The sequence below is a fragment of the Rathayibacter sp. AY1C1 genome (genome assembly GCF_002932105.1).
In the GTDB taxonomy this organism is placed as follows: Bacteria; Actinomycetota; Actinomycetes; order Actinomycetales; family Microbacteriaceae; genus Rathayibacter.
The window spans coordinates 1-19,604 of record NZ_PSWH01000038.1 but is presented as its reverse complement, the minus strand read 5'-3'; the positions used below and the strand labels follow the sequence as shown (position 1 = coordinate 19,604).

Below are 19,604 nucleotides of genomic sequence, written 5' to 3'. Positions count from 1 at the left end.
AGGGGGGCCCGTGGACCGGTTGAGGCGACGCGCGCTGCTGCTGGGGATCGCCTCCTCGGCGGTCGCGCTGACGGGGTGCACGCCCGCCCGGCCCGCTCCCGCGGCGCTCCCGCCGAGCACGGCGCCGGCGGCGGTGCTGCCGTCCGCCGCTCCGACCGCCGTCCCGACCCCTCCCCGCCCCGTGCCGACCATGACCGCCGCGGCGACTCCGGTGCGGCGGAAGGCGCCGCTGCCCTCCGGCACGATCTCGGAGCTGCCCGGCGAGGGGAGCACGCTCGCCTGGACCGTCGACGACGGCGCCGACTCCGACGTGGTCGCCGCCTACGCGCAGTTCGCCCGGGACACCGGAACCCGGCTGACCTTCTTCCTCAACGGGAAGTACGACTCGTGGACCGCGAACGCGCCGCTGCTGGCTCCGCTCGTCGCCTCGGGGCAGGTGCAGCTCGCGAACCACACCTGGTCGCACGCCGACCTGACGAGCCTCTCGAGCGACGGCGTGCAGGAGGAGCTGGGCCGCAACGGCGACTTCATCCGCTCGACCTACGGGGTGGAGGCGGCGCCCTTCTACCGGCCGCCGTTCGGCTACACGGACGAGCGGAGCCGGGCCGCCGCGTCGGCGATCGGCTACACGGCGACGGTGCTCTGGTACGGCTCGCTCTCGGACTCGGGGCGGATCACGCCGGAGCAGGTGGTCGGCTTCGCGGACCAGTGGTTCCTGCCGCAGCACATCGTGATCGGGCACGCGAACTTCGATCCGGTGACGCAGGTCTACGCGCGGCTCGTCGACATCCTCCGCGAGCGCTCACTCGAGACGGTGACCCTCCGCGACGTGTTCGCGGTCTGAGCGCCTCCCCGGCGGCGCAGGTCAGCGCGCGGGTCAGCGGAGCGCGGCGCGCGCGGCGGCGGAGACGGCCGCGGCGACCGCGTCGAGGGCGGGCGTGTGCAGGGCCCACTGCTGCCAGTAGAGGGGGACGTCGACGGGGTCGCCGCCCAGCTCGACCAGGCCCTCGCCGCCGACCGGGGCCTGCAGCTCGGGCAGCATCCCCCACCCCATGCCCAGGCGCACGGCCCGCTCGAAGTCGGTCGATCCGGGGACGCGGTGCTGCGGCGGGCGGCCCTCGACGCCGGCGGCTCGGAGGAAGTCGTCCTGCAGGCGGTCCTTCTCGTCGAAGACGACCAGCGGAGCGCTCGCGAGGCCGGCCGTGCCGCCGTCCGGGAACCAGCGCTCGGCGAACGCGGGCGCGGCCATGGCGCGGTACCGCATCACTCCGAGCGGTGCGACGGTGCAGCCGAGCACCGCTTCCGACTCTCCGGTGACGGCCGCCAGCACGGTGCCGTCGCGGAGGAACGCGGTCGTGTGCGCCTGGTCCTCGCGGTGCAGCTCCACCACGACGTCGGGGACGGAGGCGAGCGCGGGCAGCACCCAGGTGGCCAGGGAGTCGGCGTTGACGGCGAGCGGGAGGACGACGGGGCCCGCCCCCTCCGCGTCCTCGCCGCCGAGCGAGCGGACGGCGTCGTCGGCGAGGAGCTCGATCTGGCGGGCGAGGCGGAGGAGCCCCGCACCGGCCTCGGTCGCGACGACCGGGCGCGAGCGCACCAGCAGGACGCGGCCTGCGGCGGTCTCGAGCGCCTTGATCCGCTGGCTGAGGGCGGAGGGGGTGATGTGCAGGGCCCGGGCGGCGGCGTCGAAGGAGCCGTACCGGACGGAGGCGGCGAGCGCGCGCAGGCGGGAGAGGTCGAGGTCGTCTGTCAGCATCAGTGCTGCTTACGGTACTGAAGGAGCATGAGCTGGTCTACAGGAGCGCCCCGCCCTAGCGTCGGAGCGTGTCCCCCCTCCTCGCCGCCCTCTCCGGCCTCGGCTTCGGCCTCTCGCTCATCATCGCCATCGGCGCGCAGAACGCCTTCGTGCTCCGCCAGGGCCTCCGCCGCGAGCACGTGCCCGCCGTCGTCGCGATCTGCGCACTCTGCGACGCCGCGCTGATCGCGCTCGGGATCGCGGGGATCGGAGCGGTCCTGGAGTCGGCGCCGTGGCTGCTGGTGGTGATCCGCTGGGGCGGCATCGTCTTCCTCCTCGCCTACGCGGTGATGGCGGCGAGGCGCGCACTGCGGCCGGGGACCCTCGACGGCGATCCGGCCGGCGCCTCGACGTCGCTCCGCACGGCGATCGGCACGTGCCTGGCGCTCACGCTGCTCAACCCGCACGTCTACCTCGACACGGTCGTGCTGCTCGGGTCGGTGGCGAACACGCACGGCGACGAGCGCTGGTGGTTCGGGGCGGGGGCGGCGGCCGGGAGCGTGCTGTGGTTCACCGCCCTCGGCTTCGGGGCGCGGGCGCTGCGGCCGCTGTTCCGGAGCCGCGGGGCCTGGCGGATCCTCGACGCGGCCGTGGCGGTCGTGATGGTGGTGCTGGCGGTGTCGCTCGCGCTGCACTGAGGGCCTGGTGGTGCACTGCTTGTTCTACTAACATTGTGAACATGTTGTTCCGGGTCGACCACTCCGCGGCGGGCTCGCTCGCCGACCAGCTGGAGTCGCAGGTGCGCTCGGCCGTCGCCCGGGGCGAGCTCTCGGCGGGCGACCGCCTGCCGCCCGCCCGCGAGCTCGCCGACTCGCTCGGCATCAACATGCACACCGTGCTGCGCGCGTACGCCGCCCTGCGCGACGACGGGATCCTCCAGATGCGCCGGGGCCGCGGCGCGTGGATCACGGAGTCGGCCGGGCCCGGGCTCGTGCGCGTCACCGCCCTGGTCGACGAGCTGCTCGCAGAGGCCCGTCGCAGCGGCATCACCCCGGCGGAGCTCGTCCGCCTGATCGAGAGGACCGGATCATGACCGCCACCGCCGACCGCCGCCGCGAGCTCCTCGCCGCCGCGTCCCTCCTGCTCCCCGCCGCCGGAGTGCTCGTCTCGCGCCTCGTCCTGGACGACGCTCTGCCCGCGGAGCTCGCCTCGCACTGGTCGGGCACCGGGGCGGCCGATGCGACCGCGGCGACGGGCGCCCTGCTCGCGATCGCCCTCGTGCTCTCCGGGCTCCCGGCCGTCGCGGGCGTCGTGGCGGCGGCCGTCGGGCGCGCCCCGCGGCTCCTGCTGGCGACCCTCGGCCTCGTGGCCGGGCTGGGCGCCTCCGCCTGGGCGACCTCGGTCGGCACGACGCTCGCGGCCGGGCGCGCCGAGGGGGCGGAGCTCGGCGGGTGGCTGCTCGCGCTGCTCGGAGGGATGCTCTTCGCCGTCGTGCCCGCGCTGATCGCTCCGGGCACCCGGCGCGCCTCCCGCCTGGCCGCCGGCCGCCTGCCGCTGGCGGCGGAGGAGACCGGCGCCTGGTCGCAGACGCTGACGGGCCCGGTGTTCGCCGTCGCCGCGATCGCCACGGCGGCGGGCGCGGCCCTCTCCCTCGCGACGCTCGCCGCGGCGGGCGCCACCGGTCCGGCGATCGCGATGGCCGTCGTCCTCGGCGTCGTCGCGCTGGTGCTCCTCTCCTTCTCCCGCCTGAGGGTGACCGCCGACCGCCGCGGCCTCCGCGTCGTCACGACCGCCCTCGGCATCCCGCTGCGCCGCATCCCGCTCGACACCATCGCCTCGGCCGGCACGGCCCAGCTGCGGCCGTCGGAGTGGGGCGGCTGGGGGTACCGGGTGATGCCGGGCCGCTCGGCGGTCATCCTGCACGCCGGGCCGGGGCTGGTGGTGACGACGGACCGCTCGCGCGAGTTCGCGATCAGCCTCGACGACCCCGAGACCCCCGCGGCGCTGCTCGAGACCCTGCGCTCGCGGGCCTGAGTCGCCGACCCGTCAGTCGACCACGATCCGGACGAGCGTCGTGACGGCATCCACCGCGTTCACGTAGGAGTAGTGCCGCGAGGTCGGGAAGGCGAGGTGCCGTCCGGGCTCCAGCCGCACGGGCTCCTCGCCCTCCCGCTCCAGGAGGAGCGCGCCGGCGGTGACGAGCAGGATCTCGTGCCACCCCTCGGGGTCGGGCTGCGCGTCGTAGCGGTCCCCCGGACCGAGCGTCCAGGTCCAGAGCTGGGCCTCCCGGCGCGCGGGGACGGAGGAGAGCAGGACGGCGACGCTCGCCTCGCCCGCTCCCCGCCAGGCGACCTGGTCGATCGCCGCGGGCGCGGATCCCGGGGCCGAGACGAGTGCAGTGAACGTGGTGCCGAGGGCGGTCGCGAGGCGGTCGACTCCGGTCAGCGAGATGTTGGCCTCGCCGGCCTCGGCCGCGACGATCGTCCGCCGGCTGATACCCGAGCGCGCCGCCAGCGCGGACTGGCTCAGCCCGGCTCCGCGCCGCGCGAGGCGGAGGTTGCCGCCCAGGTGGGCGAGGACGGGAGCCGACATGCGCACTATTCTGCACCGACAGGCCCCTGTTGCTCCTAGGATGTGCAGAATGATGCACATCTCGCCGCTCCGGGGCCTCCGCTTCACCCGTCCGGAGTGGGCGCTCATCGGCATCACCGCGATCTGGGGCGGGACCTTCCTCGCCGTGCACATCGCGATGGAGCACAGTGGTCCGCTGTTCTTCGTCGGGATGCGGTTCGCGATCGCGGGACTGATCAGCGCGGTCGTGTTCCACCGGTCGCTCCGGGGGATGCGGCGGATCGATCTCGCGGCCGGCGTCGTGATCGGGGTGATGATCTTCGCGGGCTACGGCCTGCAGAGCTACGGGCTGCAGACGATCACGAGCAGCACCTCCGCGTTCCTCACCGCGCTGTACGTGCCGCTGGTGCCGCTGCTCCAGTGGGTCGTGTTCCGTCGCCGTCCGGGCGTGCTGACGCTGGTGGGCGTCGCGCTGGCGTTCGTCGGACTGCTCCTGATCGCGGGCCCGCAGCCGGGCGTCGCGCTCGGAGCGGGCGAGGTGGCGACGATCGTGAGCACGCTGCCGATCGCGGCGGAGATCATCCTGATCGGCCTCGTCGCCGGACGCGTGGACCTCGGCCGGGTGACCGTGGTGCAGCTGCTGGTCGCCGGCGCGCTCGGGTTCGCCTCGATGCCCGTCGCAGGCGAGGCGGTCCCGGCGTTCTCGTGGGCCTGGCTGATCCCCGCGCTCGCGCTCGGGGCGAGCAGCTGCCTGATCCAGCTGACGATGAACTGGGCTCAGCGCTCGGTCTCGCCGTCGCGCGCCACGATCATCTACTCCGCCGAGCCCGTTTGGGCCGGTCTGATCGGCCGCCTCGCCGGCGACCGGCTCCCCGCGCTCGCCCTGCTCGGGGCGGGGTTCATCGTCGCGGGCACGCTCGTCAGCGAGCTGAAGCCGCGCCGCGAGCCCGCGCCGCCGGCTCTCAGGTGACGGCGGGGAGGGCGGCGGAGGCGACGAGCGCGCCGCCGGCGTCGGTGATCTCGACGGCGGCTACGGACTCGCGCAGGACGGCCGCGTTCATCTCGCAGTCGAGCTCCGCGGAGCTGCCGAGGAAGGAGCCGGACGGGAGCCGCTCGCCGGAGCCGGTGACCAGCACGAGGTCGTAGCTCTCGCCGAGCGCGAAGCCTGTCCCGCGGAGGATCGTCTCGGTGCCCCAGGTGTGCGCGACCAGCGAGCCGTCGAGCGTCACGCCCTCCGTCCGCTCGTCGAAGGCGATCGCCTCGACGGCGCCGAGCGTCCCGGGCGGTCCCGCGACGGGGCGCTCCTCGGCGGACCGCAGGGCCGCTCCGGCGACGCCGCCCGCGACGAGGAGCGCGGCCGCCGCGGCGACGGCCAGGACGGCACGGAGACGCGAGGCACGGCGGCGCGGGGCCCGGCGGCGCGAGGCACGCAGACTCTCCCCGCGCTCAGGCCGCTCCCCGGCGAGCGCCGCGATGCGCGACCGCAGCTCCGGCGACGGCTCCGCCTCCTCCCAGCGGCCCAGCGCGCCGACCCGGTCGACCACCGCACCGAACGACGCGAGCTCGGGGTCGATCGAGGGGTCGGCGGCGCGCAGGCTCTCGAACTCCCGCGTCTCCTCGGCGGAGAGGTCGCCGGCGAGGGCCGCGGCGAGGAGCTCCTCGCGGCGGCCGCCGGGCTCGTCTCCGTCGGGCTGGTCTCGGTCGATCACGATCTCTCCTCGTCCGTGGGTCCGGCGCCCGCGAGGTGACCGCGGAGCGCTCGGAGAGCGTAGAAGGCGCGGCTGCGCAAGGTGGCGACCGGCACGCTCGTGGCGGCCGACAGCTCGGCGTAGGTCTCGCCGTGCAGGTGGACGGCGACGACGACCTGCCGGTGCTCGGCGGAGAGCCGCGCGAGCGCCTCGGCGATCGCGAGCGGCTCGAGGGGGTCGCGGTCCTCCGCGGGCACCTCCTCCAGAACCTCGGCCTCGATCAGGCGCGGCAGGCGCTGACGCGAGCGGTGCACGTCGATCACGACGTTGCGGGCGATGGCGAAGAGCCAGGTGCGGGTGCTGGCACGCTCGGCGGAGTAGCTCGCCCGCGAGCGCCAGGCGCGCAGGAACGTCTCCTGCACGCAGTCCTCGGCGAGGCCGCGGTCGCGCAGAGCGTTGAGCGCGAAGCCGAGCAGGGCGGACCCGTGCTCGTCGAAGGCGGCGGCCGGGTCGAACTCCGCCGTCCGGGGCTCGAGGCGCACCACGGGAGCCGGGACCTCCGAGTGCTCGCGCGGCATCGCAGGCCCTTCGTCTCGTCGTGCCGTCGCCGTCCGCGCCACACCGCCTCCTCGTCGGGACCGGTGGTCCGTCGGAAGGGGGTACGGCCGCGGCGGCGGCGGCGTTCATCGGAGGCGAGGACCGTCTCCGTGAAGATCCTCTCAGATGGAGTGAACGCGGCGCCGCCTCCGGCCGTACTCCCTGCATCGGGCCCGCTCGGCGCTCGCGATCGAAAGGCTCCACCATGACGAAGACGTCCCCCGCGCGGAACCGCGCCGGCCGCCGCCTGCTCTCCCTCGGCGGCATCACCGCCGTCGCCGCCGCCTCCTTCTTCGCCGCCGCGCCGGCCCAGGCCGAGACCGAGGTCGCCGAGCCGTCCTCGTTCACCAGCGCCTTCACGGTGATGGCGACGCCCGACCAGGTCGTGAACGCCGACTCCGCCGCGACCCCCGGCCAGCCCGGCGCCACGGGCGAGATGACCTTCCGGGTCAACAGCGACCTCGACGTCATCTGCTACGACATCACCCTCACCGGCGTGACCGGCGACTACCAGAGCCCCGCGAAGACCGCGACGCACATCCACCAGGCGACCCTGGGCAAGGCGGGCCCTCCCCGCATCGCGTTCCCGAACCCCGCGCCGGTCGGAGACGGCCCCCGCACCAGCAGCGGCTGCCTGCAGGGCCCCTTCACCACGGGCATCCAGGCGAACGGGGCGGACACCGGCGCCGGATTCACGCTGAAGGCCCTCGAGGCCGATCCCGCCGCCTTCGCGGCCGACTCCCACACGGCCTCGTACGCGGCGGGCGTCGTCCGCGGCCAGCTCTCGCAGGTGCCGGTCGGCGGCCTCCAGACCGGTGGCGGCGCGACCGCCGCCGGGAGCGACGCCACGGGCCCGTCCGGTCTCGCCGTGATGGCCGGCCTCGGAGCCGTCGCCGCCCTCGGCGCGGCCGGAGTGGTCGTCGCCCGCCGGCGCACCGCCTCCTGATCGTGGGCACCCGGTCGAGGAGCGGCGCGGCGGCACTGTGCGCCGTGCTGCTCCTCGCGGGGTGCGCCGCCGCGGACGGGAGCGGAGGAGCGGAGACGCCCGCGAGCGCGCCCGCGCCTCCGGCCCTCGCTTCTGCTCCCCCGCTCACTCCTCCCCCGGTCCCCGCGCCCGACCCCGCCGCTGCCGCGCCTGCGCGCACCGTCGGCGTCGAGCCCGCCCGGCTGAGCGTGCCCGCGATGGGCCTGGACGAGCCGCTGATCGCGCTGGGCATCCAGTCGGACGGGGCGATGGAGGTGCCGGTGGACTACGACGACGTCGGCTGGTTCTCGGGAGGCGGGCGCCCGGGTGGCAGCGGCCGCACCGTGATCGCGGCGCACGTCGACTCGCGGTCCGGTCCCGCGGTCTTCTTCCGCCTCGGCGAGCTCGCCCCGGGCGACGAGATCGCGGTGAGCGGAGTGGACGGCTCCGACCACCGCTACCGGGTGACGGCGGTCGAGTCCCACGCCAAGGCCGCGTTCCCCACCGCCCGCGTCTTCGGCGCGACCCTCGAGGAGGAGCTGATCCTCGTGACCTGCGGAGGCGAGTACGACGCGGCGATCGGCCGCTACCGGGACAACCTGGTGGTGTTCGCCTCCCCGCTCTGAGTCCCGCCACGGAGGCGCGGCACAGAGGGGCGGCACGACCGCCCGGCATCGTGGCGCGGAACGGTGGCGCAGAGCACAGCACGAGTGCCCCGCCGGCGCAAGGGTCCGGGCGCGCGCACGCCGTGTGGTCGGATGGGGAGGGCCGGCCCCCCGCCGCCGCTCTCCTCCCGCTCCCCACCGCCGTGGCGCGGCCGATCCGACAGGACGCCCGTGTCCACCAGCCCCCGCCCCACCCTCTTCGCCCTGCCCGGACTCGGGCTCGACGGCCGCGCCTTCGACGCGCTCGGCCGCGAGCTCGCCGACGTCGCGGACCTCGTCGCGCTCGACCTGCCCGGTGGATCCGGGACCTCGCTCGAGGAGATGACCGCCGCCACGATCCGCCGGATCCGCGAGCACGACGCCTCCCGCTGGCTGCTCCTCGGGCACAGCATGGGCGGGAAGATCGCCTCCCTCGTGGCCTCGCGCACGGTCACCGGCCGCTCGGGCCTGTTCGGGCTCGCGGGCGTCGTGCTCCTCGCCGGGTCGCCGCTCTCGCCCGAGCCGATGGAGGAGGCGCGCCGCTCGACCATGCTCGGCTGGGTCGACGACGGGCACCTCGACGAGGCGCAGGCGCGCGAGTTCGTCGACCAGAACGTCGGCTCGCCGCTGCCCGCCGACGCCGACGCGGAGGTGCTGGCCGAGCTGCGCCGCTACTCCCCCGAGGGCTGGCGCGACTGGCTCGAGCACGGCAGCCGCGAGGACCGCACCGGAGAGGCCGCCCTCGGGGCCGTGCCCGCGCTCCTGATCGCGGGCGGTGCGGACGGCGACCTCGGCGCCGACGCGCAGCGCCGCCTGAACGGCTCCCTCTACTCCCGTGCCCGGCTGCTCACGCTCGCCGGGGCGGGCCACCTGCTGCCGTTTGAGCGCCCGATCGAGGTGGCGGCGGCGATCCGCCGGTTCTGGGAGGAGGAGGCCGGCACGGCGCCGTCGGTCCCGGCCGACGTCGGCGCGGCCATCGCCTCCGCCCGGACCTCCACGCGGGTGCGCGGGCTGCTGGCCGTGCGCGCGCTCGCCGACGACCCGGAGTACGCGCCGCGCGCCCTGACCGTCGCCCAGCTCGCGGAGCTGCGCGCGATCGCCGACCGGGTCGTCCCGCAGGAGGGCGGCCGGATCGACCTGGCCGCACGGGTGGACACGCAGCTCGCGAACGGCGAGGGCGACGGCTGGCGCAACGCCGACCTGCCGGCCGACCCGATCGCCTACGGTCTGGCGCTCGACACCCTCCGGGGCTTCGCCGGCCTCGGCCCCGCCGAGCAGGACGCGCGCCTCACCGCGATCGCCGACGGCTCCGCGGAGCTCGGCGACCGCTCGGCCGGCGGGCTCGGTGCCGAGCAGCTGACCGCCTGGTTCGAGGACTGCCGCGTCGACCTCGTGAAGCAGTGGCTGGCGCACCCCGCGTCGATGGCGCGGATCGGCTACGACGGCTACGCCAGCGGCGGCGACACGCTGCCGCTCGTGACGGGCTTCCGCCTGCTCGGCGCCGACGACCGCGAGACCTGGGAACCGACGACGAGGAGTCACCGATGAACACGACCGGCATGCGCCGCTTCCCGCTCGACGAGACGGTCGACGCCGTCGTGATCGGCACCGGGGCCGGCGGAGCGCCCCTGCTCTCGGTGCTCGCCGCTCGAGGGCTGCGGGTCGTCGCCCTCGAGGCCGGGCCGCACTTAGATCCGCTCGGCCACACCGCCGACGAGACGGCGGCCGTCGAGATCAACTGGATGGAGGAGCGCCTCAGCGGAGGCGAGACCCCCACCGCCTTCGGGCAGAACAACAGCGGCCGCGGGGTCGGCGGCTCGACGCTGCACTGGGGCGCGTTCACGCCCCGCCCCGACCCGCGCGACCTGCGGCTCCGGAGCGACTCCGGCGTCGGCCGCGACTGGCCGATCGAGCACGCCGAGCTCACCGCGTACATCGAGAAGGTGGAGGCGACGATCGGAGTGGCGGGACCGGCCGAGTACCCGTGGGACCCTTCGCGCCGCTACCTGCAAGGCCCGCTCGCGCGGAACGCCTCGGCCGACATGATGCTGCGCGGCTGCGCGGCGATCGGGATGCGCGCGACCGATGCGCCCGCCGCCGTGCTCAGCGGCCCGCGGGACGACGGCCGCCCGTCCTGCGTCAACTGCGGCCAGTGCCATCAGGGCTGCCGGACCGGCGCGAAGACGAGCATGGACGTGACCTACCTGCCGGAGGCGGTGCGGGCCGGTGCCGAGATCCGGGCCGACTCGTTCGTGCACGGGATCGAGCTGGACGCCGCGGGACGCGTGTGCGCCGTGGTCTACACGAGCGGCGGAGTGGAGCACCGGCAGCGCTGCTCCGCCCTGTTCCTCTGCGCGGGCGGCGTCGAGACGCCCCGGCTCCTCCTGCACACCGGCATCGCGAACAGCAGCGGCCAGGTGGGCCGCAACTTCCTGGCGCACGGGGCGACCCAGGTCTGGGGCACCTTCGAGAACGAGATGCGCGGCTACCGCGGCTACCCCTCCTCGGTGATCACCGAGGACACCGTCCGCCCGGCCGACGCGGACTTCGCGGGCGGCTACCTGATCCAGAGTCTCGGAGTGATGCCGCTGACCTACGCGACGACGCTCGCCCGCGGCGCGGGACTCTGGGGCCGCGATCTGATGGACGCGCTCGACGGATACCGCTTCGCGGCGGGCGTCGGGATCAACGCGGAGTGCCTGCCCGCCGACGGCAACCGGCTGGAGCTGACCGACGAGCTGGACGAGCACGGGGTGCCGAAGGCGCGCATCACGTTCTCGGCGGGCGCCAACGAGGAGGCGATCGACCGGCACGCGATCCGGACGATGACCGCGATCGTGGAGGCGGCCGGCGCGACGAGCACGCGGGTGATGGCGCGCACGGCGCACACGCTCGGCACCGTGCGGATGGGCACCGACGCGGGCGACGCCGTGATCGACGCGGACGGCCGCAGCTTCGACGTGCCGAACCTCTGGGTGTGCGACAACTCGGTGTTCCCGAGCGCGCTGATCGCGAACCCGGCGCTCGCGACGATGGCGCTCTCGCTGCGGACGGCGGACCGCTTCCTGGCGGCGTAGCGTCGCGGCTGCAGGGCGGCTGCGGGGCGGCCGCGGGGCGGGACGACGGGCGAGGTGCTCCTCCGCGTCGCCGACTGACCGCGCGGGCGTGCCCGGACTGCGCGCCCGGACTGCGCACCCCGCCGGATCAGCCGTGGGGCCGTGCGGGGCGCCAGCGCAGTCGCGAGACGCGCTGACCGAACGGCGGGCCGTCGCGATGGCGTGTTACGGCGGTACGGCGCGCGCTGAGCCGCCGAGGTGCTGAGGTGCTGAGTGCTGAGGTGCTGAGTGCTGAGGTGCTGCATCGTGGTGGCCGAACGGCGGCAGGGCGCAAGGCGGCGGCACGGCCCTGGTGTCGGCACGGCGTCAGGCGACGGTGCGGCCCCGGTGACGGTCCGCGCCTCAGCGGCAGTGGTGCGGCGGTGGTGCGACGGTGCGGCCGCGTGAACCCGAGCGAAGGCGCAGATCCGAGCGTCAGTGGCGCGGCGGGAGGTCGCTGAGCACTCGCCTCCGAGCGACAGCACGGCCCGATCACCAGTGCGAACCCGCGCCATGGGCCGAACCCGCCCGACAGCCGATTCCCTCAGGGGTGCACGGCAGCACGGGAGCACGAAAGCACGGCAGCACCGCAGCACCGCAGCACCGCAGCACGGCAGCACGGCAGCACCGCAGCACCGCAGCACGGCAGCACGGCAGCGTGTCAGAACGGCAGCGTGTCAGAACGGCGGCGGCCGGTCCTCGAACCTCGGGGTCGCGGGTGGGCCTGGACGGAGCCGTTCCTCGAGGCCCGGCGGGCGCGTGGTGATGCGGCGGCCGGTGGGGGTGGTCCAGTCGGCGGTGCCGTCGGGGTGGAGGACGTAGGTCCAGCGGTCGCCGTGCCGCACGTGGTGGTGGGCGACGCAGAGGCTGGCGAGGTTGCCGGGGTCGGTGCCGCCGCCGTTTCGCCACTCGACGACGTGGTCGGCCTCGGCGCTCGCGGCGGAGCGGGTGCAGCCGGGGAAGCGGCAGGTCACGTCGCGGAGCTGGAGGAGGAGCCGCAGCTCGCGGTGCGGCAGTCGGCGTGTGCGCCCGACCGAGAGGACGGCGCCCGTCCGGGGCTCGGTCAGCACGCGGGTGACGGTCGCGGGGACGAGGCTCCGGGCGACGTCTGCGGGGATCGGGCCGTAGCCGTCGAGCTCGGCGGAGGCGTCGTCGGCGCCGGACGCGGTGCTCGCCGACAGGGTGACCCGCACCTCGGCGCGCACGCCGGTGACGAGGGTCGGAACGGGCCGATCGGCACCGACCGGGTCGGGCACCGTGTCGATGACGTCCGCCTCGCAGAGGAGGTCGGCCAGAGCGTCGGCTCGCAGCTGGGCGAGGGTCCGCTCGTCGCCCGCTCCGGAGATCACGCCTGCGGCGCCCGCACCGGTGATTCCGGCGGACTCCGCTCCGGTCGTTTCGCTGGACTCCGCTCCGCAGGAGCCCGCTTCCGCAGCGGCGAGCGGCGGCGTCCCTTCCGCCGCGTCGCGGAGGATCCGGGCGATCCGGTCGAGGCGGCTGTACGCCCCCACGGCGACCGGGGCGGGGAGGAGGGCGCAGAGCGTCGCCATGCCGTCGACCTCGGGGGTCAGCCAGACCGCGCGGTCCTCGCGGGCACGTCGGTGGCGCTCGGCGAGGGGCTGCTCGTGGAGCTCCTCCCGCAGTCGGGCCAGAGCGCGCCGCAGCTGGGTCGGCGTGGTGCGGGCCGCGAGCTCGGCCGCCCGCGTATCGAACGCGGCGCGGGAGCCCGGAGGCAGGGTGGCCGCGACGGCGCAGACGACCTGGCCCGCCTCCCACCGCAGGCGCGCCCCGGCGAGGGCGGCGCGGGTGGTCGGCAGGTCCTCGACGAGGAGGCGCGCGTGGTCGAGCTCGCGGGAGGCGACCCGCTCGGAGACTCCGAGGGCGACCGCGAACTCCGCGCGGATCGACCGCTCGGCGAGGTCGCTCGACGCGTGGGGCGCCGAGCCGCGGGCGAACGACTCCGGATGCTCGAGCGCGGCCCGGTGCCCGGCGTGCAGCTCCTCGGCCGCGGCCAGGAGCAGCGGGGACGCCGAGCGGGCCAGCGCCGCGGCTCGGTCGCCGCGAGCACGCGCCTCGCTGAGCACCGCCTCCGCTGCTGTCGACCCGCTGATCATCGTCATACATGTATTCAATCAGCGACCACCGACACAGAAGCGACGGATCGTCACATCCGTGGAGAACCGGCGTGAAGCCCTCCTGTGGAGGGAGGGATCACAGCAGCCGACGCCGCACATCCCCGCCGTCCTCGGGGCGGCGCGCGCAGGACACCGGCGCAACACCCCGCCACACGCACCGCCACACGCCCCCCGCTCACGCGAACCGCACCGCCACCTCCGCCAGGCACTCCCGGAACACCCGCACGGCCGGCGACGCCAGCTGCGCCTCGCGCTGTGCGGTGAAGATCGTGCGGCGGGGCGTGCCGGGCAGCTCGAGGAGGCGGCAGTCCGGCGCCTCGCCCGCCCAGACCAGGTCGGGCATCAGGGCGACGGCGTGGCCGGAGGCGGCGAGGCGGATCTGCGCCTGCAGGTCGGCGGTCTCGAAGCGGACGTCCGGCTCGAAGCCCGCGACCCGGCAGGTCTGCTCGGCGAAGTGGCGGCTCGCGGTGCCGCGCGGCTCCATCACCCAGGCGGAGTCGCGGGCCGAGGCGAGGTCGACGACGGCGGAGTCGCGGCTCACGGCGAGGCGGATCGCGTCGGTCGTCAGGTCGCTGCGCACCAGTCCGGGCAGCCAGGAGGTCGAGTGGCCGGGGTACTGCTCGGCGACGACGAGGTCGAACTCCCGCGCCCACGACGTCTCGTGCAGAGCGCCCTCCGGCTCGCGCTGCACCATCTCGATCCGCACCTCCGGGAAGCGGTCGGCGACGGCCCGGAGCGCGCCCGGCATGAGCGCGAGCGCGGCCGACTGGAACACCGCGACGCGCACCCGCCCGGTCACCGACTCCCCCGAGGCCGCGAGCGCCGCCTCCGCCCGCTCGAGCAGGGCCATCACCTCGCCGGCCGCTTCGACCAGGATCTCGGCCTGGGGTGTGAGCTGCACGCGCCGGCCCGCCTTCCGCAGCAGCTCGACGCCGGCCTCGCGCTCGAGCACGGCGAGCTGCTGCGAGACGGCGGAGGGACTGTAGGCGAGGGCCTCGGCCGCGGCGGCGAGAGTGCCGCGGATGGCCACCTCGCGGAGCAGGACCAGGCGGCGGACATCGAGCACGGCGTCCCTCCGATCGTTCAGCTGAGCTGACCGGTACCGGTAAGGAACGGTCGCTTCTGCTCAACGGTAGCCGGTCGAATACTGAAGGCACCCACCTCAGAGCAGAAGGACCGCACCATGACGGATCTCGCCAGCCCCGCTCTCGCCACCGGCCCCGCCGCCGACGGCCCGTCCACCGATTCGATCGATCCCCGCCTGGTCGACGAGAGCGTCGCCCTGGTGCGGCGCTGGCTGCGCGAGGCGTCCGCGATCCCGATCGACGCCTCCGGGGCGCAGCTGGCGGGCGTGCTGAAGGACCCGGCCGGCCTGGACTTCACGGTCGGCTTCGTCGACGGCGTCGTCCGCCCCGAGGACACCCGCGTCGCGGCGGCGGCGCTGAAGGCGATCGCGGGCGGCGTGCCGTCCTTCCTCCCTGCTCCGATGCGCGGCGCGGTCGCCCTCGGCGGCGTCCTGGCGCCGCTCCTCCCGGACGTCGTGGTGCCGATCGCGCGCCGGGTGCTGCGACGGATGGTCGGCCACCTGATCATCGACGCGACCGACTCGCGCCTGGGCCCGGCCATCGCCGCGATCCGCCGCGACGGCGTCCGGCTCAACATGAACCTGCTCGGCGAGGCCGTCCTCGGCCGCGAGGAGGCCCACCGCCGCCTGGAGGGGACGCACCGGCTCCTCGCCCGCGACGACGTCGACTACGTCTCGATCAAGGTCTCCTCGAGCACCGCCCCGCACAACCCGTGGGCCTTCGACGCCGCGGTCGACGACATCGTCGAGGAGCTGGCGCCGCTGTTCGCCCGGGCCGCTGCCTCCTCGCCGCAGAAGTTCATCAACCTCGACATGGAGGAGTACAAGGACCTCGACCTCACCATCGCGGTCTTCACCCGCATCCTCGACCGGCCGGAGTTCCTCGGCCTCGAGGCCGGCATCGTGCTGCAGGCCTACCTGCCGGACGCGCTCTCGGCGATGATCCGCCTGCAGGAGTGGAGCGCCGCCCGCCGGGCCCGCGGTGGCGCCGGCATCAAGGTGCGCCTGGTCAAGGGCGCGAACCTGCCGATGGAGCAGGTCGAGGCCTCGGTCCACGGCTGGCCGCTGGCGACCTGGAGCAGCAAGCAGGACTCCGACACGAACTACAAGCGCGTCGTCGACTACGCGCTGCACCCGGAGCGGATCCGCAACGTGCGGGTCGGCGTCGCCGGGCACAACCTCTTCGACGTCGCGTACTCGTGGCTGCTCGCCGGCACCCGCGGCGTCCGCGAGGGGATCGAGTACGAGATGCTCCTCGGCATGGCCCAGGGCCAGGCGGAGGCGGTGCGCCGCACGGTCGGCTCGCTCCTGCTCTACACGCCGGTCGTCGCGCCGGCCGAGTTCGACGTGGCGATCGCCTACCTGATCCGCCGGCTGGAGGAGGGCGCGTCGAGCCAGAACTTCATGTCGGCCGTCTTCGAGCTCGAGGCCGACCCGGCGCTCTTCGCGAGGGAGGAGGAGCGGTTCCGCGCCTCCGTCGCCGCCCTCGACGGGGCCGTCCCCCCGGCGCACCGCGTGCCCGACCGGTTCGCCGCGAGCGGCCGCCCGGGACCGGGCGACTTCCGCAGCACCCCCGACACCGACCCGTCCGTCGCCGCGAACCGCGAGTGGGCGCAGGCGATCCTCGCGCGCGTCCCCTCCTCCCGGGCCGGCGCCGACGCGATCGAGGCCGCCACGATCGGCACCCTCGACGAGCTGGAGTCGGTGCTCTCCGGCGCCCGCGGCAGCGGCTGGAGCGACGTCCCGGCCGAGGAGCGCGCCCGCATCCTGCACCGCGCGGGCGACGAGCTGGAGGCGCGCCGCGCCGAGCTGCTCGAGGTCATGGCGGCCGAGGGCGGCAAGACCCTCGACCAGGGCGACCCCGAGGTCTCGGAGGCCGTGGACTTCGCCCACTACTACGCCGAGCGCGCCCTCGAGCTCGACGCGGTCGACGGCGCCCGCTTCCACCCGGCCGCGCTGACCCTGGTCGCTCCGCCGTGGAACTTCCCGGTCGCGATCCCGGCCGGCGGCGTCCTCGCGGCGCTCGCGGCCGGCTCCGCCGTGGTGCTCAAGCCCGCCGGTCCGACCGCGCGCTGCGGCGCCGTGGTGGCGGAGGCGCTGTGGGCGGCGGGCGTGCCCCGCGAAGCCCTGCGCCTGCTCCGCCTGCCGGAGGAGGAGCTGGGGCGCGACCTGATCGCCTCCCCGCAGGTCGACCGGGTGATCCTCACCGGCGCCTACGAGACGGCGGAGCTGTTCCGCTCCTTCCGGAACGACCTCCCGCTGCTCGCCGAGACGAGCGGCAAGAACGCGATCGTGGTCACCCCCTCGGCCGACCTCGACCTGGCGGTGAAGGACGTGGTGGCGAGCGCCTTCGGGCACGCGGGCCAGAAGTGCTCCGCCGCCTCGCTCGTGGTGCTGGTCGGCTCCGTCGCTCGCTCGAAGCGGTTCCGCGCGCAGCTGCTCGACGCGGTCTCCTCCCTCACGGTCGGCTACCCGACCGACCCCGCGACGCGGATGGGGCCGGTGATCGAACCCGCCGAGGGCAAGCTGCTGCGCGGCCTGACCGTGCTCGGCGCCGGTGAGACCTGGCTGCTGCAGCCGCGGAGCCTCGACGACTCCGGACGCCTGTGGAGCCCCGGCGTCCGCGACGGCGTGCGCCGCGGCTCCGAGTTCCACCGCACCGAGTACTTCGGGCCGATCCTCGGGATCATGACGGCGGCGACCCTCGACGAGGCGATCGCGATCGTCAACGAGGTCGACTACGGGCTCACCTCGGGCCTGCACGCGCTCGACCCGGAGGAGATCGGCACCTGGCTCGACGGGATCGAGGCGGGCAACCTCTACGTGAACCGCGGGATCACCGGGGCGATCGTGCAGCGCCAGCCGTTCGGCGGCTGGAAGAAGTCGGCGGTCGGCCCGGGCACCAAGGCGGGCGGGCCGGACTACCTGCTCGGCCTGGGCTCGTGGACCGCGGCGCCGTCGGAGGCGACCGCTCCCGTCGTCGGACCGGCCGCCCGCCTGCTCGCCGCGTCGCGCGCGGAGCTCCCGGCGGAGGAGCACGCCGCGGTGGAGCGGACGGCGCGCAGCTGCGCGGCGGCGTGGGCCGCGGGCGCTCCTCGCGACGTGACGGGGCTGGAGGCGGAGCGCAACGTCTTCCGCCGCCTGCCCTACGACTCCGCCGTGCTGGTGCGCCTGGCCGCCGGGGAGCCGCTGGGCTCGCTCGTGCGGGTGGCCGTCGCGGCGGCGACCGCGCAGGCACGGGTGGTCGTCTCGAGCGCCGCGGCGCTGCCTCCGCAGCTCGCCGCCGGTCTCGACGAGGCGGCAGGCGCCGTCGTGGTCGAGGACGACGCGGCGTGGGAGGCGCGGGTGCGCGCGCACGGCGCCGGACGGGTGCGCCTGCTGGGCGCGTCCGCCGCGACGGTGACGGCCGTGACGGGCGGACGCCCCGACCTCGCGGTCTACGCCGGCCCGGCGACCGAGGCGGGCCGGCTGGAGCTGCTGCCGTTCCTCCGCGAGCAGGCCGTGTCGATCACGGCCCACCGCTTCGGCACGCCGGACCACCTCACGGACGGGCTGCTCTGACCCGCGCGGTCCGACCGGCGTGATCGGACCGCCTGCCGCGAGATGCCGCTCCGGTACGCCCGCTCCGGCGTGTCCACTACCGGAGCGGCGTCTCGCGGGAGAGGGCGACGGAGGGACGACCGGGCGGAGAGGGATCAGCCGCAGGCCGCACGTCAGTCCGCGTCAGCTCCGCGGCGGGTCCGCAGGGGTGGAGCGCGCGTCGTTGCTGGCGCGCGGGCCCTCCGGGAGGAGCGCGGCGCGTCCCACGCCCGATCGACGGCGGCGGCCGGGGTCAGCAGGATGTGCGCATGACCCGCCAGGAGAACGGCCGGCGCACCGCCGCGCCCGCCCGCGCGCCACGCACGCGCCCGCGCCCGACCGTCGGCTCCGCCTTCGACCCGCGGTCGAACAGCATCAACGCCCTGCGGCTCGGGCTGGCGGTCCTCGTCATCGTGTCGCACTCCTTCCCCCTCGGCGGCTACGGCGACGACCCCGGGTTCGGCGGCTCCACCCTCGGCGCCTGGGCGGTCGGCGGGTTCTTCGCCACCTCCGGCTTCCTGATCACCGCGAGCCGGCTGCGCTCGCGATCGCTGGTCGACTTCCTCTGGCGGCGCTTCCTCCGCATCTATCCCGCCTTCCTCGTCTCGCTCCTGGTCGTGGCCTTCGTCGCCGCACCGCTCGCGTCGCTCCTCCTCGGAGCCGGCGAGTACAGCGCGGCCGGGGCGGTGCGCTTCGTGTTCGCCAATGCGGCCCTCTACATCCGGGAGTACGGCATCGCGGGGATGCTCGGCTCCGTGCCCTACCCGGGCGCGTGGAACGGCTCGCTCTGGAGCCTGTTCTACGAGTTCGTCAGCTACGTCGTGATCGGCCTGCTCGTCTCCCTGGCGCCCGCGCGCTGGGTGCGCCCCCTCGTGGTCGCGGGATTCGCGGGCCTCACCCTCGTCGCGGCGGTGCTCGCGACGGACCTCGTCCCGTTCCCGGCACCCCTCAACCAGACGGTGACGCTCGTCGGGTACTTCCTCGCCGGCGCGCTCGTGCACCTGTACCGCGACCGCCTCCCCCTGACGGGCGCGCTCACCGCCGTCGCGGCCGTGCTGCTCGTCCTCGTGATCGCGACCGGCCTCTACCGCGTGCTCGCCGGCCTCCCCCTCGCCTATCTGATGGTCGCGCCCGGCGCCCGGCTCCCCCTGCGTCGGGTGGGCGCGACCCACGACGTCTCCTACGGGATGTACATCTACGCGTTCCCCGTGCAGCAGCTGCTCTCGCTGGCGATCGTCGGAGCCGGAGCCGACGTGCCGCTCTGGGCCTACATCGCGCTCTCGGTCGCGGCGACGGTCCCCCTCGCGTGGGCGAGCTGGCTGCTGGTCGAGCGCCCCGCGATGCGGCTGAAGCGCCTCACCGCCCGGGCTCCCGTCGACGTCGAGGGCCACGTCCTGCGCTGAGGCGCCGAGCCGAGAGCCCGGAGCCGCGACCCTGCAGCCGTCCTCGCACAACACGCCCGCCCGCAGCCGTCCACGCCCGGTCGCGCCCCCGGAGCCGCCCGCAGCCGTC

General features: G+C 75.4%; 17 protein-coding genes. 11 read left to right on the top strand and 6 right to left on the bottom strand.

The window, feature by feature from the left end:
* Window positions 1-10 precede the first annotated feature (10 nt).
* Window positions 11-844 carry a polysaccharide deacetylase family protein gene (locus tag C5C71_RS14875; RefSeq protein ID WP_219814202.1) on the top strand — a complete coding sequence of 278 codons (834 nt, stop codon included), beginning with the start codon at window positions 11-13 and terminating at the stop codon, window positions 842-844.
* A 33-nt stretch (window positions 845-877) separates the two neighbouring features.
* Here C5C71_RS14875 and C5C71_RS14870 read toward each other — a convergent pair whose 3' ends face one another.
* Window positions 878-1,756, bottom strand: coding sequence for a LysR family transcriptional regulator ArgP (locus tag C5C71_RS14870; RefSeq protein WP_104337983.1), 879 nt, complete (start codon window positions 1,754-1,756; stop codon window positions 878-880).
* A 68-nt stretch (window positions 1,757-1,824) separates the two neighbouring features.
* Between C5C71_RS14870 and C5C71_RS14865 the strand changes: the two genes are divergently transcribed.
* The 3 genes from C5C71_RS14865 to C5C71_RS14855 are packed head-to-tail and all read left to right on the top strand — an operon-like array spanning window position 1,825 to window position 3,769.
* Window positions 1,825-2,433, top strand: coding sequence for a LysE/ArgO family amino acid transporter (locus C5C71_RS14865; protein ID WP_104337982.1), 609 nt, complete (start codon window positions 1,825-1,827; stop codon window positions 2,431-2,433).
* A gap of 41 nt (window positions 2,434-2,474) precedes the next feature.
* The gene (locus C5C71_RS14860) at window positions 2,475-2,828 is read left to right on the top strand and encodes a GntR family transcriptional regulator (RefSeq protein ID WP_104225158.1); all 354 of its coding nucleotides are present in this window, start codon (window positions 2,475-2,477) and stop codon (window positions 2,826-2,828) included.
* A complete protein-coding gene (locus tag C5C71_RS14855; protein WP_104337981.1) occupies window positions 2,825-3,769 on the top strand; it encodes a hypothetical protein in 945 nt (314 codons plus the stop codon). The genes C5C71_RS14860 and C5C71_RS14855 overlap by 4 nt, the downstream gene beginning before the upstream one ends.
* A 12-nt stretch (window positions 3,770-3,781) precedes the next feature.
* Here the strand turns inward: C5C71_RS14855 and C5C71_RS14850 are convergent, their stop codons facing one another.
* Window positions 3,782-4,327 carry a helix-turn-helix domain-containing protein gene (locus C5C71_RS14850; protein ID WP_104227343.1) on the bottom strand — a complete coding sequence of 182 codons (546 nt, stop codon included), beginning with the start codon at window positions 4,325-4,327 and terminating at the stop codon, window positions 3,782-3,784.
* A 49-nt stretch (window positions 4,328-4,376) separates the two neighbouring features.
* Here C5C71_RS14850 and C5C71_RS14845 point away from each other — a divergent pair, with 49 nt between their 5' ends.
* A complete protein-coding gene (locus tag C5C71_RS14845) occupies window positions 4,377-5,276 on the top strand; it encodes a DMT family transporter (protein WP_258063200.1) in 900 nt (299 codons plus the stop codon).
* On the opposite strand, the gene C5C71_RS14840 is transcribed toward C5C71_RS14845, so the two are convergent.
* Both C5C71_RS14840 and C5C71_RS14835 read right to left on the bottom strand, forming a co-directional pair.
* Window positions 5,269-6,015, bottom strand: coding sequence for a hypothetical protein (locus C5C71_RS14840; RefSeq protein ID WP_104337980.1), 747 nt, complete (start codon window positions 6,013-6,015; stop codon window positions 5,269-5,271). The two genes, C5C71_RS14845 and C5C71_RS14840, sit on opposite strands and share 8 nt — an antisense overlap.
* On the bottom strand, window positions 6,012-6,572 hold the full coding sequence (locus C5C71_RS14835; protein ID WP_104337979.1) for a sigma-70 family RNA polymerase sigma factor: 561 nt from the start codon (window positions 6,570-6,572) through the stop codon (window positions 6,012-6,014). Before C5C71_RS14835 ends, C5C71_RS14840 begins: the two co-directional genes overlap by 4 nt.
* Window positions 6,573-6,796: 224 nt before the next feature.
* Between C5C71_RS14835 and C5C71_RS14830 the strand changes: the two genes are divergently transcribed.
* The 4 genes from C5C71_RS14830 (at window position 6,797) to C5C71_RS14815 (ending at window position 11,276) form a co-directional block, all read left to right on the top strand.
* Window positions 6,797-7,537, top strand: coding sequence for a CHRD domain-containing protein (locus C5C71_RS14830; RefSeq protein ID WP_104337978.1), 741 nt, complete (start codon window positions 6,797-6,799; stop codon window positions 7,535-7,537).
* 2 nt (window positions 7,538-7,539) lie between these two features.
* Window positions 7,540-8,181, top strand: coding sequence for a class F sortase (locus C5C71_RS18000; RefSeq protein WP_104353823.1), 642 nt, complete (start codon window positions 7,540-7,542; stop codon window positions 8,179-8,181).
* Between the two features lie 210 nt (window positions 8,182-8,391).
* Window positions 8,392-9,747: an alpha/beta hydrolase gene (locus C5C71_RS14820; RefSeq protein ID WP_181065729.1), complete on the top strand. Its 1,356-nt coding sequence runs from the start codon at window positions 8,392-8,394 to the stop codon at window positions 9,745-9,747.
* Entirely contained in the window at window positions 9,744-11,276 is a 1,533-nt protein-coding gene (locus C5C71_RS14815) for a GMC family oxidoreductase (RefSeq protein ID WP_104292931.1), read from the top strand. Before C5C71_RS14820 ends, C5C71_RS14815 begins: the two co-directional genes overlap by 4 nt.
* A gap of 695 nt (window positions 11,277-11,971) precedes the next feature.
* Here the strand turns inward: C5C71_RS14815 and C5C71_RS14810 are convergent.
* Window positions 11,972-13,414 carry an HNH endonuclease signature motif containing protein gene (locus tag C5C71_RS14810; protein ID WP_104337976.1) on the bottom strand — a complete coding sequence of 481 codons (1,443 nt, stop codon included), beginning with the start codon at window positions 13,412-13,414 and terminating at the stop codon, window positions 11,972-11,974.
* A 190-nt stretch (window positions 13,415-13,604) separates the two neighbouring features.
* Window positions 13,605-14,495, bottom strand: coding sequence for a LysR family transcriptional regulator (locus C5C71_RS14805; RefSeq protein ID WP_104337975.1), 891 nt, complete (start codon window positions 14,493-14,495; stop codon window positions 13,605-13,607).
* Between the two features lie 117 nt (window positions 14,496-14,612).
* On the opposite strand from C5C71_RS14805, the gene C5C71_RS14800 reads away from it, so the two are divergent.
* Both C5C71_RS14800 and C5C71_RS14795 read left to right on the top strand, forming a co-directional pair.
* Window positions 14,613-18,074, top strand: a complete 3,462-nt coding sequence (locus C5C71_RS14800; protein ID WP_104337974.1) for a bifunctional proline dehydrogenase/L-glutamate gamma-semialdehyde dehydrogenase — start codon at window positions 14,613-14,615, stop codon at window positions 18,072-18,074.
* Between the two features lie 287 nt (window positions 18,075-18,361).
* On the top strand, window positions 18,362-19,495 hold the full coding sequence (locus C5C71_RS14795) for an acyltransferase (RefSeq protein ID WP_104337973.1): 1,134 nt from the start codon (window positions 18,362-18,364) through the stop codon (window positions 19,493-19,495).
* Window positions 19,496-19,604 lie beyond the last annotated feature (109 nt).